Source organism: Mycobacterium sp. UNC410CL29Cvi84 (assembly GCF_000686745.1).
Lineage (GTDB): Bacteria > Actinomycetota > Actinomycetes > Mycobacteriales > Mycobacteriaceae > Mycobacterium > Mycobacterium mucogenicum_B.
Genome location: NZ_JMLM01000003.1, coordinates 1 through 15,755, shown reverse-complemented (window position 1 = coordinate 15,755; position 15,755 = coordinate 1). Strand labels below are relative to the sequence as shown.

15 protein-coding genes are annotated in these 15,755 nt (G+C 69.7%); 6 read left to right on the top strand and 9 right to left on the bottom strand.

What is annotated here, in order from left to right; translation table 11 throughout:
• The first annotated feature begins 10 nt into the window (after positions 1 to 10).
• From ispF to rlmB, 3 genes are read left to right on the top strand one after another with little or no spacing between them, the layout of a single operon-like run.
• The gene (gene ispF / locus BR47_RS0106280; RefSeq protein WP_020100885.1) at positions 11 to 484 is read left to right on the top strand and encodes a 2-C-methyl-D-erythritol 2,4-cyclodiphosphate synthase; all 474 of its coding nucleotides are present in this window, start codon (positions 11 to 13) and stop codon (positions 482 to 484) included.
• Between the two features lie 19 nt (positions 485 to 503).
• Entirely contained in the window at positions 504 to 1,913 is a 1,410-nt protein-coding gene (gene cysS, locus BR47_RS0106275; protein WP_029118935.1) for a cysteine--tRNA ligase, read from the top strand.
• A gap of 2 nt (positions 1,914 to 1,915) precedes the next feature.
• Positions 1,916 to 2,854, top strand: a complete 939-nt coding sequence (rlmB, locus tag BR47_RS0106270; RefSeq protein WP_029105093.1) for a 23S rRNA (guanosine(2251)-2'-O)-methyltransferase RlmB — start codon at positions 1,916 to 1,918, stop codon at positions 2,852 to 2,854.
• 1 nt (position 2,855) lies between these two features.
• Here rlmB and BR47_RS0106265 read toward each other — a convergent pair whose 3' ends face one another.
• The 4 genes from BR47_RS0106265 to BR47_RS0106250 form a co-directional block, all read right to left on the bottom strand.
• Positions 2,856 to 4,412, bottom strand: a complete 1,557-nt coding sequence (locus BR47_RS0106265) for a purple acid phosphatase family protein (RefSeq protein ID WP_051634653.1) — start codon at positions 4,410 to 4,412, stop codon at positions 2,856 to 2,858.
• A 143-nt stretch (positions 4,413 to 4,555) separates the two neighbouring features.
• On the bottom strand, positions 4,556 to 5,704 hold the full coding sequence (locus BR47_RS29890; protein ID WP_197035047.1) for an SLC13 family permease: 1,149 nt from the start codon (positions 5,702 to 5,704) through the stop codon (positions 4,556 to 4,558).
• Complete coding sequence (locus BR47_RS0106255) at positions 5,677 to 6,597, bottom strand: MBL fold metallo-hydrolase (protein WP_029118933.1); 921 nt, start codon at positions 6,595 to 6,597, stop codon at positions 5,677 to 5,679. Before BR47_RS0106255 ends, BR47_RS29890 begins: the two co-directional genes overlap by 28 nt.
• A complete protein-coding gene (locus BR47_RS0106250) occupies positions 6,597 to 7,355 on the bottom strand; it encodes a LamB/YcsF family protein (protein ID WP_029118932.1) in 759 nt (252 codons plus the stop codon). Before BR47_RS0106250 ends, BR47_RS0106255 begins: the two co-directional genes overlap by 1 nt.
• Before the next feature lie 24 nt (positions 7,356 to 7,379).
• Here BR47_RS0106250 and BR47_RS0106245 point away from each other — a divergent pair, with 24 nt between their 5' ends.
• Positions 7,380 to 8,183: a sulfurtransferase gene (locus BR47_RS0106245; RefSeq protein ID WP_029118931.1), complete on the top strand. Its 804-nt coding sequence runs from the start codon at positions 7,380 to 7,382 to the stop codon at positions 8,181 to 8,183.
• Between the two features lie 20 nt (positions 8,184 to 8,203).
• Here BR47_RS0106245 and BR47_RS0106240 read toward each other — a convergent pair whose 3' ends face one another.
• Genes BR47_RS0106240 through BR47_RS0106230 form a run of 3 tightly spaced genes read right to left on the bottom strand, consistent with a single transcriptional unit; the run spans position 8,204 to position 10,754 of the window.
• Positions 8,204 to 9,034, bottom strand: coding sequence for a metal ABC transporter permease (locus tag BR47_RS0106240; RefSeq protein WP_020100877.1), 831 nt, complete (start codon positions 9,032 to 9,034; stop codon positions 8,204 to 8,206).
• Positions 9,027 to 9,824: a metal ABC transporter ATP-binding protein gene (locus tag BR47_RS0106235; RefSeq protein WP_020100876.1), complete on the bottom strand. Its 798-nt coding sequence runs from the start codon at positions 9,822 to 9,824 to the stop codon at positions 9,027 to 9,029. Before BR47_RS0106235 ends, BR47_RS0106240 begins: the two co-directional genes overlap by 8 nt.
• A gap of 9 nt (positions 9,825 to 9,833) precedes the next feature.
• Positions 9,834 to 10,754: a metal ABC transporter solute-binding protein, Zn/Mn family gene (locus BR47_RS0106230; RefSeq protein WP_020100875.1), complete on the bottom strand. Its 921-nt coding sequence runs from the start codon at positions 10,752 to 10,754 to the stop codon at positions 9,834 to 9,836.
• A gap of 97 nt (positions 10,755 to 10,851) precedes the next feature.
• On the opposite strand from BR47_RS0106230, the gene BR47_RS0106225 reads away from it, so the two are divergent.
• The gene (locus BR47_RS0106225; protein ID WP_029118930.1) at positions 10,852 to 11,952 is read left to right on the top strand and encodes an Rv3575c family transcriptional regulator; all 1,101 of its coding nucleotides are present in this window, start codon (positions 10,852 to 10,854) and stop codon (positions 11,950 to 11,952) included.
• On the opposite strand, the gene otsB is transcribed toward BR47_RS0106225, so the two are convergent.
• Complete coding sequence (otsB, locus tag BR47_RS0106220) at positions 11,949 to 12,692, bottom strand: trehalose-phosphatase (protein WP_029118929.1); 744 nt, start codon at positions 12,690 to 12,692, stop codon at positions 11,949 to 11,951. The two genes, BR47_RS0106225 and otsB, sit on opposite strands and share 4 nt — an antisense overlap.
• A 3-nt stretch (positions 12,693 to 12,695) precedes the next feature.
• The gene (gene kstR, locus BR47_RS0106215; RefSeq protein WP_177127349.1) at positions 12,696 to 13,301 is read right to left on the bottom strand and encodes a cholesterol catabolism transcriptional regulator KstR; all 606 of its coding nucleotides are present in this window, start codon (positions 13,299 to 13,301) and stop codon (positions 12,696 to 12,698) included.
• Positions 13,302 to 13,556: 255 nt separating this feature from the next.
• Here kstR and BR47_RS0106210 point away from each other — a divergent pair, with 255 nt between their 5' ends.
• Entirely contained in the window at positions 13,557 to 15,665 is a 2,109-nt protein-coding gene (locus BR47_RS0106210; RefSeq protein ID WP_029118928.1) for an acyl-CoA dehydrogenase family protein, read from the top strand.
• Positions 15,666 to 15,755 lie beyond the last annotated feature (90 nt).

Genomic DNA, 15,755 nt, shown 5'->3' with positions numbered 1-15,755 from the left:
CAACGGAGCAGTGAACTTCCGTATCGGTCTTGGTACCGATGTACATCCCATCGAGGCAGGGCGGCCGTGTTGGCTGCTCTGCCTGTCTTTTGACGATGCCGACGGCTGTGCCGGGCATTCCGACGGCGACGTCGCCGCGCATGCACTCTGTGATGCCCTGCTGAGCGCTGCCGGCCTCGGTGACCTGGGCAGCGTCTTCGGGACCGACCGTCCCGAATGGCGCGGCGTCACCGGTACCGACATGCTCAAACATGTCGCCACGCTGCTGACGGCTGCCGGTTTCCGGGTGGGCAATGCGGCGGTCCAGGTGATCGGCAACCGCCCGAAAATCGCGCCCCGCAGGGAAGAGGCCCAGCAGGTGCTGTCGGCGCTTCTGGATGCTCCCGTCTCCGTTTCGGCGACCACCACCGATGGGCTCGGGCTCACCGGTCGGGGCGAGGGTCTGGCGGCGATTGCGACGGCGCTGGTGGTCTCGCTCGATTAGGCCGGTAAGCTGGCCCGTCGTGACCGAAAACCGTCTCGAGGGCCTGCGGCTCTACGACACCATGACCGGTGCCGTGCGGGACTTCACCCCGGTGCGGCCCGGACACGCATCCATCTACCTGTGTGGCGCAACCGTGCAGGGCCTGCCCCACATCGGCCATGTTCGCAGCGGCGTCGCGTTCGACGTGCTGCGCCGCTGGCTGACGGCCAAGGGCTACGACGTCGCGTTCATCCGGAACGTCACCGACATCGACGACAAGATTCTCAACAAGGCCGCCGAAGCCGGCCGGCCGTGGTGGGAGTGGGCCGCCACCTTCGAGCGGGCCTTCACGGCCGCCTACGACGCGCTGGGCGTCCTGCCGCCGTCGGCCGAGCCCCGGGCCACCGGGCACATCACCCAGATGGTCGAGGTCATCGAGAAGCTGATCGAGCGCGGGCACGCGTACGCGGCCGACGGCGACGTCTACTTCGACGTGCTGAGCCTGCCCGACTACGGCAAGCTCTCGGGCCACCGCATCGACGACGTCCACCAGGGCGAGGGCGTGGCGACCGGCAAGCGCGACCCGCGGGACTTCACCCTGTGGAAGGGCGCCAAGCCCGGTGAGCCGTCGTGGCCGACGCCGTGGGGCCGGGGCCGCCCCGGCTGGCACACCGAGTGCGTCGCGATGTGCCAGGAGTACCTGGGCTCCGTGTTCGACATCCACGCCGGCGGTATGGACCTGATCTTCCCGCACCACGAGAACGAGACCGCGCAGGCCAACGCCTGCGGCGACGAGTTCGCGCGGTTCTGGCTGCACAACGGCTGGGTCACCATGGGTGGCGAGAAGATGAGCAAGTCGCTGGGCAATGTGCTGGCGATCCCGGCTGTGCTGCAACGGGTTCGTGCCGCCGAGCTGCGCTACTACCTGGGCAGTGCGCACTACCGGTCCATGCTGGAGTTCTCCGAGAACTCGCTGCAGGACGCGGCCAAGGCCTACACCGGCATCGAGGAATTCCTGCACCGGGTCCGCACCCGGGTGGGTGCCGTCGAGGTCGGTACCTGGACCGAGAAGTTCGCGGCCGCACTGGATGACGACCTGGCGGTGCCCGCGGCACTGGCCGAGGTGCACGCCGCCCGCGCCGACGGCAACCGCGCACTGGACGCCGGCGACCACGCCGGCGCGATGGCCGCAGCGACGTCGATCCGGGCCATGATGGGCATCCTCGGGTGCGATCCGCTCGATGAGCGCTGGGAAACCCGTGACGAGACATCGGCAGCGCTGAATGCTGTTGACGCCCTGGTGCAGTGGGCCCTCAAGAGCCGCGCCGAGGCCCGGGAGAACCGGGACTGGGCTGCCGCCGACGCGATCCGCGACCAGCTGAAGCTGGCCGGCATCGAGGTCACCGATACCGCTGATGGCCCGCAATGGGCCCTGACTGATGGGGCCTGACCATGGCCGGAAACTCCCAGCGCCGCGGCGCAATTCGCAAGGCGGGCACGAAGAAGGGCCCGACAGTAGGCTCCGGTGGCCAACGCCGGCGTGGGTTGGAGGGCAAGGGCGCGACGCCGCGCGCCGAACAGCGCCCCAACCACAAGGCGTACAAGGTCGCGCAGAAGGCGGCCCGGTCGAATCAGGGACGGCACAAGAAGACCGATGACGTCGAGGTCGTGGTCGGCCGCAACCCCGTCGTGGAATGCCTCCGCGCCGGCGTCCCGGCCACCGCGCTCTATGTCGTGCTGGGCACCGAAGCCGACGAGCGGCTCACCGAATCGGTGACGCGCGCGGCCGATGCCGGCATCGCCATCATGGAGGTGCAGCGCCACGATCTGGACCGCATCACCAGCAATGGCATGCACCAGGGGATCGCGCTGCAGGTGCCGCCGTACCAGTACGTGCACCCGGACGATCTGCTGAAGTCGGCGACCTCTGACTCGAGCCCGGCCCTGCTCGTCGCGCTCGACAACATCTCGGACCCGCGCAACCTGGGCGCCATCGTGCGGTCCGTGGCGGCGTTCGGCGGGCATGGCGTGGTGATCCCGCAGCGGCGTTCGGCGTCGGTCAGTGCGGTGGCCTGGCGTACGAGCGCCGGTGCCGCGGCCCGGCTGCCGGTGTCTCGGGCGACGAATCTCAATCGGACGCTCAAGGATTGGGCCGACGCCGGCCTGACCATCGTCGGACTGGACGCCGGCGGCGACACCACCCTGGACGAACTGGACGCCTCGGGGCCGACGGTCGTCGTTGTGGGTTCCGAGGGCAAGGGCCTGTCACGACTGGTGCGGGAGAACTGCGACCACATCGTCTCGATCCCGATGGCCGGGCCCACCGAGTCGCTCAACGCGTCGGTGGCCGCCGGCGTGGTGCTGGCCGAGATCGCCCGGCAGCGGCGCTGATTCAGCGGTCGGTGCGGGGCCGCGTCAGCCTGAAGCTGTCGACGGCCCGCACCTCGCCGAACGGACCGCTCACCGCGTAGTAGGTGGCGTCCATCGAGGTATTGCCGCCCGGCCGGCCCGGGTCGACATCGAAAGCCACGAAGCCGCAGGGGTTCTCCCGATCGCGGAAGACGGACCAGGGCGCGGCTTCCTCGATGTAGTTCGGCGTCTTCCTGCCGGTGCCGGGATTCACCTCGCCCACGGACATGAGGACGCGGCACCGCGGCTCGGGAAACAGCATCGTGTTCGACGGAATCGACGTGCCGCCCCCGCCGATGACCAGGTGCACGGTGCCCTTGCTGGTGTCGATCGAACCCGATTGTGCGTCAACCGGATTCGGTGTGAGGGTGTCGGTCGGCAAGGTGCCGCGGATCGCATGGCTGCGTTCGTAGTGGTGCTCGTGCCCGCAGACCACGAGGTCGACGTTGAACCGGTCGAAGAGGGGCAGCCAGTTCTCGCGGATGCCGAGGTCGGCGCCGTTGGTCTTGTTGCCCGTGGAAACGGCCGTCTGGTGCATGCACACCACCACCCAGTCGATCTCCCTGTTGCTGCGGGTGCGCTCGAGTTCTTGTTCGAGCCACCGTTTTTGGGCGCCACCGGAGTAGCCGCGCACATACGAGTTGCCGCCGTCCTGGTAGCAGACGTCGTCGTTGGCCAGGATGATCACGCGGACCGAGCCGGCGGTGAAGGCGTACCACAGGCCGCGCAGTTCGGGGTCGGCACCGGAGTCCGGCAGCCCGAAGTAGGCCTGGTAGGCGCCGTAGCCGATCGGGCCGTTGCCCAGCTCGTTCTCGTGATTGCCCGGCGCCGGCATCCACGGTCGGTGCCGCGCGGAGCGGGTGTTGTTCTCGAACCATTCCGACCAGGTGCGGACCCGGTCGTGCGCGAGGTTGGCGTAGCAGAGGTCGCCGTTGACGAGATGAAACAGCGGGGCCAGCCGTTCGACCGCGGTGGTGATGTCACCGGCGGCCGGCGATCCGACGTGATCGCTGCCGAAGGATGCCGCCACCTTGGCGTCGAGCATCGGAGTCGACTGATCGCCGAAGCTGGTGAACCGGATGGGTGCGCGGCCGCGGGGTGCGGTACGCACCGAGCCCAGCTCGGGACTCGCGCCGTCATGTACGGCGGCGTAGATGTAGTCGGTGTCGGGCGCGAGGCCGGTCAATCGGGCATGGTGGACGCGAATCTCGCTGCGTGACGCCGCATCCCGGTAGGTGACGGTCTCGGCCGTGACGGTGTTGCCGACCCCGTCGTCCGGGGTGCCCACCATGACGTGGGGGTTCTGCACGGCGGCAGCGGTGTGCCAGGACACCACGACCTCGGTGGCCGCGTCGGAGCCGAACTGGGTGTGCAATCCGGTGACCGGTGGTGCACCGCCGCGGTCGGCCCGCTGCCACAGCATCGGACCGGTGCGCCTGGTCGTGACGTATCCGGTGGCGCCGGCTCCGAGGCCCGCGCCGACGAGAGCCGACGTGCCTCCCACGATCAGCGATCTGCGGCTCACGTCCACGACAGCCATCTTGCCTGTGATGCGGACCGCCGGCCCGGCGGCGACACCGCCCGGCCACGAATCGACGTGTGCTGTTCGCGCTGCGGTAACCGCGCTGATTCAGCGCCGCTGCAACTCGACGACCGAGATGGCCGGTCGGTCTTCTTCCCCGCTCATCGCAGTCCCAACATCGAACAGGTCAACCACAATCCGGTCACGGCCAGAATCAGGGTGACCGGCACCGTCACCAGTCCGACGGTGGTGAACTCCCGGGCCCCTGCGGGCATCTCGTCGCGGACGACGTTGCGCCACAAGAGGTTCGACAGCGAGCCGGGGTAGGTCAGGTTGGGCCCGATGTTCACGCCGATGAGGACCGCCAGCACCGCGACCGGCCCGCCGGCCGCGACGAGCGGCAGCAGCACCAGCACGGCGGGCAGGTTGTTGATCAGATTCGACAGCACCGCCGCGATGGCGGCGATACCGAGCAATGCCGGCAGGGTGGCGCCGTGTGGCAACACCTGCGAGATGACCCGGCCCAGGCCGAGGTCCAGTACGACGCTCACCAGGACGCCCAGCGCCAGCACGGCGACGAGGAACGGCACGTTGGCCGCCCGCACGATGCCCAGGATCGTCTCGTGACCGCGCACGACGGCGCGCACCGCCAGTACCGCGGCACCGGCGAACGCGGCCCACGCCGGTTCCAGACCGAGCAGCGAGGTGGCGCCGAAGCCGATGAGCGTCAGCACCACCACGGTCAGGACGAAATAGGGGATCTCGGGTGCGGGTGGTGCCGGCCGGTCCACGGCGCCGGCGCGCAGTTCACGCCGGAAGTACCACCGCAGCAACACATATTCGGCGGCGACGGCGAACAGCCAGGGCAGGGACATCGCCGCGGTGAATCTGGTGAAGCTCAGGCCCGCGGTCGTGAAGGCCAGCAGATTGGTCAGGTTCGACACCGGCAGCAGCAGCGACGCGGTGTTGGCCAGGTGGGCCGCGGCATAGCCGTGTGGCCGTGCCGGTACGCCCAGGGTCCGTGCGGTCGACAGCACGACGGGTGTCAGCAACACGACGGTGGCATCGAGGCTCAGCACGGCGGTCGTCCCGGCCGCGATGACGAAGACGGTGACCAGCAGTCGGCGCGCCGCCGACTGTCCGGCGCCCCAACTGTGCCGGGCCATGTAGACACCGGCAGCGTGGAACAGCCCTTCGTCGTCGCAGAGTTTGGCCAGCACCAGGACGGCGGCCAGAAACCCGACGACCGGCAGCAATCGGCCGATCTCGTGGAGTGCGGTGTTCACAGCCAGGGATCGGCGGGTTGCCAGAGCGTCGGCAGGTGCAGCGGCAGGCCGTCTTCGGCGGCCAGCCGGCTCAGCACCCGCATCGACACGTTCAGGTCGTCACCGGCGTACGGCAGCGCGCGCAGCGGCTCGTGCAGCGGGCGGAAGAAGTCGTCCCAGTGCGTCAGCACCACCCGGCGCGCACCGACGGTCCGGACCGTCTCGTTCCAGTAGTCGACGAGGTACTGCTCGGGCTGCAGACCGAGCTGTCCGATCCCGAGATACACGACCTCGGCGCGTTGCCCGGCGAGGGCGCCCGGCACGAACCCGGCGCTGCCGACGGCGAGCAGACGACGGCCGCTGCTGCGGTGATGGATGTGCGTGGACCAGGCCTCGCCGCACTTGTACGCCGACGCCCGCACCGGCGGCACCACCGGTGCGGTGATGGTGCCGGGGAAGCGGTCGGGTGGGCAGTGGTGTCCGGTGAACAGCGTTACGTCGAAGGCGCCCAACGTGATCGACTCGCCGGGAGTGGCCACCGTCAGCTGCGAGTCGGGAAGGCCGCCGCCCCGGCCGATATGTGCGGCCGACGTCCCACCCACCAGTTGCGCGCCGGTGCGCGCGGCGACGGCCGCGGAGTCCATGGCGTGGTCGAAGTGCGTGTGGACCGGCAGCACGGCGTCGAGCCGGTCGATGCCGAGCCGGTGCAGGCAGCCATCAATGCGTGGTGGCGCGGGACTCAGCTTGCCCAGCCCGACGGCCAAGAGACTCGGCCGGGAGAAGAAGCCGTCGGTCAACAGCGCCGACGACCCGTCGGACACCAGCATGGTGGTGACGCCGGCCCAGGTGACGGTCAGCGGGGAGTCGGCGCCGGCGGCCGGCTGGTCGAAGTAGCGGGTGTATGCGGCCAGGTCGGGCCGTCCGAGTTTCGGTCGCATCAGCAGAATGCCTCGATCTGTACGTTCTCAGTGGTCAGCCGTTCGCGGACCGCCCGGGCGATGTCGACGGCGCCGGGCGAATCGCCGTGTACACAAATTGATTTCACGGTGATCTTGATGGTGGAACCGTCGACGGCGCCGACGCGACCGGCGGTCACCATGGACGCCACCCGGTCGGCGATGGTCGAGACGTTGTGCAGCACCGCGTTGCGTTGCGTGCGCGGAACGAGTTGTCCGTCGGGGCGATATGAGCGGTCGGCGAAGGCCTCGGGCACGGTGCGTAACCCGAGTTCGTCGGCGGCGGCGAAGAACGCCGAACCGGCCAGCCCCAACACGGGCAGCGCAGGATCCACGGCGTGCACCGCGGCAGCCACCGCCCGCGCCTGCACGTGATCGGTGACGATCGTGTTGTAAAGGGCGCCATGGGGTTTCACGTAGCTGACGGTCGACCCGGCGACCCGTGCCAGCGCCTGCAACGCGCCGATCTGGTAGATCACCTCGGCGGTCAGGTCTTCGGGGCTGACGTCGATGTAGCGGCGGCCGAAGCCTGCCAGGTCGTTGTAGCCCACCTGAGCACCGATGCGCACGCCGCGCTCGGCGGCCGCGTGACAGACCCGCAGCAGCCCGGCCGGGTCGCCGGCGTGGAACCCGCAGGCGATGTTGGCACTGGTGACCAGATCGAGCATCGCGTCGTCGTCACCCAGACTCCACACCCCGAAGCTTTCTCCGAGATCGGCATTGAGGTCCACCGCTGACATGTCAGCCAGCCTAGGCTGGCCGCCATGTCCACTCGTGACGACATTCTCATCACCGCGTTCGGCCTCGCCCAGTTGATCGCCGCCGGCGACGTGACGCTGCTCGACGTGCGCTGGCAGCTGGCCAAGCCCGACGGCCGCGACGAGTACCTGGCCGGGCACATCCCCGATGCGGTGTACGTCTCGCTGGAGGACGACCTGTCGGATCACACCGTCACGGGGCGCGGCCGTCATCCGCTGCCGTCGGGCGCCGCGGTGCAGGAGGCCGCGCGCCGCTGGGGCGTGCGGGAGGGCGTGCCGACGGTCATCTATGACGACTGGAACCGTGCCGGCTCGGCGCGCGCCTGGTGGGTGCTGCGCGCGGCGGGCGTCGAGAACGTGCGCATCCTGGACGGCGGGCTGGCCGCGTGGACCACGTCGGGCGGTCCGCTGGACCGCGGCGACGTCGAACCGGCACCGGGCGACATCACCGTCACGCACCAGGACCTGTACGCCGGTGCCATGCCGACGCTGACCGCCGACGAGGCGGCGGCCCTGGGCCCGCGCCTGGGCGATGTCCGCGCGCCGGAACGGTTCCGCGGCGACGTCGAGCCCATCGACCCCATCGCCGGACACATTCCGGGGGCGATCAACCTGCCCAGCGTGCTGGCCGCCGACGGCACCCTGCGCACCGATGGCGGTGCAGACGTGGACGGTGTCTACTGCGGCTCGGGCGTCACCGCGGCGGTGGCGGTGGCCGCGCTGGCGGCCGCCGGCCGGGACGTGGCGCTGTTCCCCGGTTCGTGGTCGCAATGGAGCAACGAGCCGGGGCGACCGGTGGGGCGAGCGTAGCGACGGGGTGGTTGATCCTGTTACCGGCGACGGACCCGACCCGCGCCCCAGCACAGCAGGTAGATGCCGAACGAGATCGACGTCACGAACACCGACACCGGGACGCCTGGGGCGAGGGACAGCACGATGCCGCCGACCGCGGCGATCTCGGCGAACACCACGGAGGCCACCATCGTCGTGACGGGGGAGCTGAACACGCGTCCGGCCGCGGCGGCGGGGGTGATCAACAGCGACATCACCAGCAGTGCCCCGACGATCTGCACGCCCTGCGCGGCCGCGACACCGACCAGTGCGGCGAACACGATGCCCAGCGCCCGTACCGGAACGCCGCGAGCGGCAGCCACTTCCGGGTCGGCGGTGGCGAACAGCAGCGGCCGGTAACAGGCCGCCAGGATCGCGACCACCAACACGGTCACCACCGCCAGCAGTGCCAGACCCGAATAGCCGACGCCGACGATCTGTCCGGTGAGCAACGCGAAACTGGTGCCGGTGCGGCCGGGATACAGGTGGATGAACAACACGGCCAGGCCCAGCCCGAAAGCCAGTACGACGCCGATGGCCGAGTCCCGCTCGCGCGAGCGTTGCCCGAGGATGCCGAAAAGGATTGCCGCCAGGGCACTCCCGACGAGGGCGCCGAGGCCGACGTTGAGCCCCGTCAGCAGTGCGAAGGCCGCGCCGGTGAGGGACAGCTCGCTCGAGCCGTGAACGGCGAACGACATCTGCCGCATCACGATGAACGGTCCGATCAGACCACCGAGCAGCGCCAGCAGCGCCGCCGCGAGCACGGCCTGCTGGACGAAATCACGGCCGAGCAGGTCGGCCGTCAGTGCCGTGTCGACGAAGTTATTCACAGCAGTGTCCGCTCGCATGCTCGGAGTTGTCCACGACCGCACCGTCCTGACCGACGACGACGTACTGTCCGCCGATCTGGGCGACCTGGATGTCGGCGCGGTACAGCGCGGACAGCGTCTCGGACGTCATGACGTCCTCGACGGTGCCGATCCGGAAGCGGCCGTCGACCAGGTACAGCACGCGGTCGACGTACGGCAGCACGGGATTGACCTCGTGGGTGACGAACAGGACCGCGGTACCGGCGTCCTTGCGGCGCTGGTCGATGAGGCTCGACACCAGTTTCGCGTTGGCCGGGTCGAGGTTCAGCAGCGGTTCGTCACACAGCAGCAGTGCGGGGTCGGACGCCAGGGCCTGCGCGATGCGGACCCGTTGCAGTTCGCCGCCGGACATCACCGAGACGGGGACGTCGGCCAGCCGGGCGCCGTCGACCTGGCCGAGTGCCTTGGTCACCACGGCGCGGCGCTGCGCGCGCTTCCGTGGACCGGCGAAACCCCACTGGTGCCCGTCGCAGCCGAGGCCGACGAGGTCGCGGCCGCGCAGCGTCAGCCCGGTGTCCAGTGAGCGGTGCTGCGGCACGTAGCCGATGGCGCCGGTGGTGGTCATCCGGCCGGCGGTCAGCAACTGTTGGCGCAGCAGCACTTTGAGCAGCGAGGTCTTGCCGGTGCCGTTCGGGCCGAGCACCGCGATGAACTCGCCGCGGCGCACCGTCAGATCCAGCCGGTCCCACAGCACGCGGTCGCCGAACGACAGTCGTGCGCCGGTGAGTTCGGCGACCGCTTCAGAAGGCACGGTTACTGATTATCGACCCGGCGCCGCGGCGCTATCGAGCTGGTGGGCCAATGCCTCCGCGGTCTGCCGCTGCCAGGTCAGGAAGTCCTGTCCGGCGGGCAGGGTCTCGGTGACCTCGACGATGGGCACCGCGGCCTTACGCGCGGCGTCCTGCAGCTGCTTGGTGACGGCGGTCTCGGTCTGCTTGTTCACCACCAGTGCGTCGACCTTGTGGCCGTTGATGAGGTCGAGCACCGCGGCCACGTCGGCCGGGGCGGGGTCGTGGCCTTCTTCGGCGGCGGCGGCGAAGCCGTGCGGGGTGTTGTCGACGACGCCCGCGGCGGCCAGCAGGTAATGCGCGACGGGTTCGGTGGAGACGACCGCTGCGCCCGGGTGCTTCTGTCCGATGGCGTGCTCGGTGGCGGCGATCGCGTCGGTCTTCTTGCCGAATTCCGTGGCGTTGGCCCGGTAGGCGTCGGCGTTTGCGGAATCGGACTTGGCCAGGTCCTCGGCGATCTTGGCGGCGACGGCCTTGGCGACGGCCATGTTGTAGAAGACGTGCTCGTTGGCCTCGCCGGGCGCGCTGTGCGGCAGCAGCGAGTACGCGTCCACGGTGGTGACGTTCTTGTGGTTCTTCAACACGTCGTCGGCCCAGTGGTCGTAACCGCCGCCGTTGATGACGACGAGCGACGCGTCGGCGATGGCGGCGGCGTCGGCCGGGGTGGCCTCGTAGGAGTGCGGGTCGTCGACGTCGCTGGTCAGGAGGGCCTTGACGTCGGCGTGTCCGCCGGCCACTGCCGTAGCGACGCTGCCCCAGACGTTGGTGGTGGTGACGACCTTGGCGGCGCCGTTGGCGTGGCCGGAGTCGCCTTGCGACCCGCAGGCGGCCAACCCGGTGACCGAGGCCAGCGCAGTGAGGGCGGACAGTGCGATGAGCCTGGTCCGGGTCATGTGTGCTCCTGTGGGCTAGTGTTAATGAAAACCGTTTGCAATAAATCTAGTGCACCGTAGCCGTGCAGCGCGAATCGGATGCGCTAGCGTCACAAATATGCCGAGGAGCCCCAACCCGAGGCGTCGGGCCACGCTGGCCTCGCTCGCTGCTGAGTTGAAGGTCTCGCGCACCACGATCTCGAATGCCTACAACCGGCCGGATCAGCTCTCGCCGGAGCTGCGTGAGCGCGTGCTCGCCGCGGCCAAGGAGATGGGTTACCCCGGCCCCGACCCGGTGGCGCGTTCTCTGCGCACCCGCAGAGCCGGTGCCTTCGGGCTCATGATCACCGAGTCGCTCAACTACTCGTTCCGTGATCCGGCGGCGCTGGATTTCGTTGCCGGACTTGCCGAATCGTGCGAGGAGGCCGGGCAGGGTCTGCTGTTGGTGGCGGCCGGGCCCAACCGGTCGGTCGAGGACGGCACCGCGGCGATACTGTCCGCCGGGGTCGACGGCTTCGCGGTGTACGCGGCCTCGGACGACGATCCGTACCTGCCCGTGGTCCAGCAGCGGGGCGTGCCGATCGTGGTCGTCGACCAGCCGAAGGACGTGCAGGGCGCGTCGCGGGTCTGCATCGACGACCGGGCGGCCATGCGCGGGATCGCGGAATATGTTGTCAGCCTTGGTCATCGGGAGATCGGCCTGCTGACCATGCGGCTCGGGCGGCAGTGGCCGCACGGCGACGCGCAGTCGGCCGTCGCGGACCCCGAGCGGCTCACCTCGCCGCACTTCCACGTGCAGCGCGAGCGCATCCTCGGCGTCTGCGACGCGATGTCCGATGCCGGCCTCAATCCCGGTGCCCTCACAGTGGTCGAGACCTTCGAGCACCTGCCGAGTTCCGGCGGGGCGGCGGCGGCCGTTGCGCTGCAAGCAAATCCGCGCATCACGGCGCTGATGTGCACTGCCGACGTGCTGGCGCTCTCGGCGATGGACCACCTGCGATCGCGCGGTATCTACGTGCCCGGCCAGATGACCGTCACCGGATTCGACGGTGTCCCCGAGGCACTGGCGCGCGGGCTGACGACCGTCGCGCAGCCCAGCCTGGAGAAGGGCCGCCGGGCCGGATACCTGTTGAACAATCCGCCGCGGTCCGGGATCCCGGTGATCGAGGTGCTCGACACCGAACTGGTCCGCGGCCGCACCTCGGGCCCGCCCGCCTAACCCGCCCGGCGCGCCGCCAGGTACGCCAGCGCCGCCGCGACGTCCTCAGGGGAGTCGACGCGGTACTGCGCGGCCGACGGCCCCGGACCGACCTTCACGCCGACGTCACCGTCGCGCAGCCGGGCGAAGGCCTTCTCGTCGGTGACGTCGTCGCCGAGAAAGACCACGGCGGTCGCGTCGTCGCGCTCCCGCAGGACGTCGATGGCCGAGCCCTTGTTGGTGGTGACCACCGCGAACTCCAGCACCGCCTTGCCCTCGGTGGGCTCGGCGGCCCACTGCGTCCCCGCCTTGCGCGCAGCGGCGAGGGCGGCCTCGCCGTCGGCCGCCGTGGCGTTGCGTACGTGCAGGGCGGCGCTGGCCGGCTTGGTCTCGACTGCCGTGCCCGGGTACCGGCTTGCGATCTCGGTGAGCGAATCCACGATCTCGGCCAGCAGCGCGGTGTCGACGGTCTGCGTGAAGCCGGTGTTGAACTCCGCGCCGTGACTGCCCACGAGGTGCACCGAGTCCGGCATGCCGGACAGCTCGCGCAGGACGTCGAGGGCACGTCCCGACACCAGCGCGACGAAGGTGTCCGGCAGGGCCGCCAGGTCCAGCAGGGCGGCCGATCCGGCGGGTAGCGCCCGCGCGTCGGCAGGGTTGTTCACGATCGGCGACAGCGTGCCGTCGAAATCCGAGGTGACGAGCAGTCGGGGGGTGGCGGCGACGGTGTCGAGCGCCGCGATCAGATCAGCCGGGAGCACCGGTCAGACTTTAGGGTGCTCCCCGTCACCGATCAGCAGCCGGACCGCCAGATCGAGCCGCTTGCTCACGTCGGTGGCCGAGGCGCGGCGGGTGAGCCAGGCCAGCAGGTTCGACAGCCAGACGTCGGAGATGACGCGGGCGATGTGGTACTGGTCCTCGGTGGGTTCGCCCTCGCTCATGGCGCGCGCGAACATCGAGTCCATGAGCTTGCCGACGTGATCAACCTCACCGGCCGCGGAGGCGTCGGCGAACACGAATGCACGCGTCATGGCCTCGGTCAGCAGCGGGTTGCGCTGCATCGACCGGTTGAGCTTGCCGACCATCGCATTGAGCCGCTGGTACGGCGTGCCACCGGTCAGCGCGGCGCGATCGGTCTTGGCGTCGATGCGTTCGAACTCGCGGCCCAGCGCCGACACCAGCAGGTGCACCTTGGACGGGAAGTAGCGGTACAGCGTGCCGACGGCGACGTCGGCACGTTCTGCCACCGCACGCATCTGAACTGCCTCGTAGCCGCCCTTGGAGGCGATCGCCAGGGTGGCATCGAGGATGCGCTTGCGCCGCTCGCGCTGCGCTTCGGAGCCGAGCTCGGATTCGGCGAGTACAGCCATGGTCGTCACCTCCCTCGGGCGAACAGCGGAATCGGACTCGGGTGTTGCTGGCGTCGGCATGCGGCGGTCAGCTCCTTCGGGTAGCGCATTGGGTGAAAACGATACGCAAAGTGATCGGTAATTTCCCACCTCCAGGCGCCCCGGGACACCCAAGTGTCCTGCTGTAATGGCGATCGACTTGACGTCTGATTGCTGTCACCATTAGAACACGTTCTAGTGAGAAGCGTGTTCTTCTCGCCCAAACGCTAGGAGCGCATGGTGTCCATCACTTCCACAACCGTCGATGCGGAGCGGGCCGAGGTTCGCGAAATGGTCCGTAGCTGGGCTGTCGCGTCGGGTTCGATCGCCGCGGTCCGCGCTGCCGAGGAGAATAGCGCTGACGCCTGGCGGGGCCCGTATGACGGTCTTGTCGAACTAGGGACCTTCGGCGTCGCGGTGCCCGAGGACCTCGGCGGCGCCGGCGGGTCCATCGCCGACCTGTGCGTGATGGTCGACGAAGCCGCTGCGGCGCTGGTGCCCGGCCCCGTCGCCACCACCGCCCTGGCAACTCTCGTGATCACCGACGCCGGGCTGTTGGAGGCGCTGGCCTCCGGGCAGCGCACCGCAGGCCTGGCCCTGAGCTCCGACATCGCCTTCGACGGGCAGACCGCCACCGGCACCGCCAAGTTTGTCCTGGGCGCCCTGCCCGACGGCCTGCTGATCCTGCCTGCAGACGACGTCTGGCTGCTCGTCGACGCCACCGTGGCCGGCGTCACCGTCACGCCGCTCGAGGCCACCGACTTCTCACGCCCGCTGGCCCGCGTCGAGCTGGCCGGCGCCGCGGCGACCGCCCTCGACGCGCCAGTGGCCGATCTGGCCGTGACGGTGCTGGCCGCCGAGGCCGCGGGCCTGGCCCGCTGGCAGCTCGAGACGGCCGCCGACTACGCCAAGGTGCGTGAGCAGTTCGGCAAGCCGATCGGCAGCTTCCAGGCCGTCAAGCACATGTGCGCCGAGATGCTGCTGCGTTCGCAGCAGGTTGCGGTCGCCGCGAGCGACGTCGCCGAGGCCGCCGTCGAAGGCGACGCCACGCAACTCTCCATCGCCGCCGCGGTGGCTGCCGCGGCCGCCATCGACGCCGCGAAACACAATGGGCGCGACTGCATTCAGGTCCTGGGCGGCATCGGCTTCACCTGGGAGCACGACGCCCATCTGTACCTGCGGCGCGCGTACGCCACCGCGCAGATTCTCGGTGGCCACGGCACGTGGCTGCGCCGCGTGGCGGCGCTGACCCGCTCGGGGCTGCGTCGCCAGTTGCACGTCGACACCGGTGCGGCCGAGACGATCCGTCCCGAGATCGCCGCCACCGTCGCCCAGATCGCCGCGCTGCCCGTCGAGAAGCATCAGGCCGCGCTGGCCGAGGCCGGGCTGATGGCGCCGCACTGGCCCGCGCCCTACGGTCGCGCCGCGTCGCCGGGTGAGCAGCTCGTGATCGACGACGAGCTCAGCGCCGCAGGCGTTGTGCGCCCGGACATTTCGATCGGCTGGTGGGCCGCGCCGACCATCCTGGGGCACGGCACCCCCGAGCAGATCGACCGCTTCATCCCCGGCACGCTCACCGGTGACGTGTACTGGTGCCAGCTGTTCAGTGAGCCGGGCGCCGGCTCGGACCTGGCGGCCCTGCGCACCAAGGCCGTCAAGGTCGACGGTGGCTGGAAGCTCACCGGCCAGAAGGTGTGGACCTCCAACGCGCACCGGGCCAACTGGGGAATCTGCCTGGCGCGCACCAACCCTGACGCGCCGAAGCACAAGGGCATCACCTACTTCGTGGTCGACATGAGCTCGCCCGGCATCGACATCCGTCCGCTGCGCGAGATCACCGGCGAGGCGCTGTTCAACGAGGTCTTCCTCGACGACCTGTTCGTGCCGGACGACTGCGTCATCGGCCCCGTCGACGGCGGCTGGGCCCTGGCCCGCACCACGCTGGCCAACGAACGTGTCGCCATGGCCGCCGGTGGCGCCCTGGACAAGGGCATGGAGCACCTGCTGGACGTGCTCGGTGACCGCGAGTTGGACGCCGCCGAATCGGAACGCCTTGGCGCACTTATCGTTGCGGCCCAGGTGGGTTCACTGCTGGATCAGTTGACGGCGCAGATGGCCGTCGGTGGCCACGATCCGGGTGCGCCGTCGAGCGTGCGCAAGCTGATCGGCGTGCGCTACCGCCAGACGCTGGCCGAGACCATCATGGATGCCCACGACGGTTCGGGCATCGAGGATTCGCCCGACGTCCGGTACTTCCTCAACACCCGCTGCCTGTCGATTGCCGGTGGCACGGAACAGATTCTGCTGACCGTGGCCGGCGAGCGCCTGTTGGGCCTGCCGCGCTAGCTGTACTGACCTGAGAGGTTGGGTACGCGGGTAGCGGGTGGTTGACCGTTGAGTGCGGTGTGGCCGCGGTGGTGATTGTAGGTGTGTAGC

Coding starts and splice junctions, on each gene's coding strand:
- rlmB (WP_029105093.1), top strand. CDS start 1,916: ATGGCCGGAAACTCCCAGCGCCGCGGCGCAATTCGCAAGGCGGGCACG.
- BR47_RS0106265 (WP_051634653.1), bottom strand. CDS start 4,412: ATGGCTGTCGTGGACGTGAGCCGCAGATCGCTGATCGTGGGAGGCACG.
- BR47_RS0106255 (WP_029118933.1), bottom strand. CDS start 6,597: ATGCGACCGAAACTCGGACGGCCCGACCTGGCCGCATACACCCGCTAC.
- BR47_RS0106250 (WP_029118932.1), bottom strand. CDS start 7,355: ATGTCAGCGGTGGACCTCAATGCCGATCTCGGAGAAAGCTTCGGGGTG.
- BR47_RS0106245 (WP_029118931.1), top strand. CDS start 7,380: ATGTCCACTCGTGACGACATTCTCATCACCGCGTTCGGCCTCGCCCAG.
- BR47_RS0106230 (WP_020100875.1), bottom strand. CDS start 10,754: ATGACCCGGACCAGGCTCATCGCACTGTCCGCCCTCACTGCGCTGGCC.
- BR47_RS0106225 (WP_029118930.1), top strand. CDS start 10,852: ATGCCGAGGAGCCCCAACCCGAGGCGTCGGGCCACGCTGGCCTCGCTC.
- kstR (WP_177127349.1), bottom strand. CDS start 13,301: ATGGCTGTACTCGCCGAATCCGAGCTCGGCTCCGAAGCGCAGCGCGAG.
- BR47_RS0106210 (WP_029118928.1), top strand. CDS start 13,557: ATGGTGTCCATCACTTCCACAACCGTCGATGCGGAGCGGGCCGAGGTT.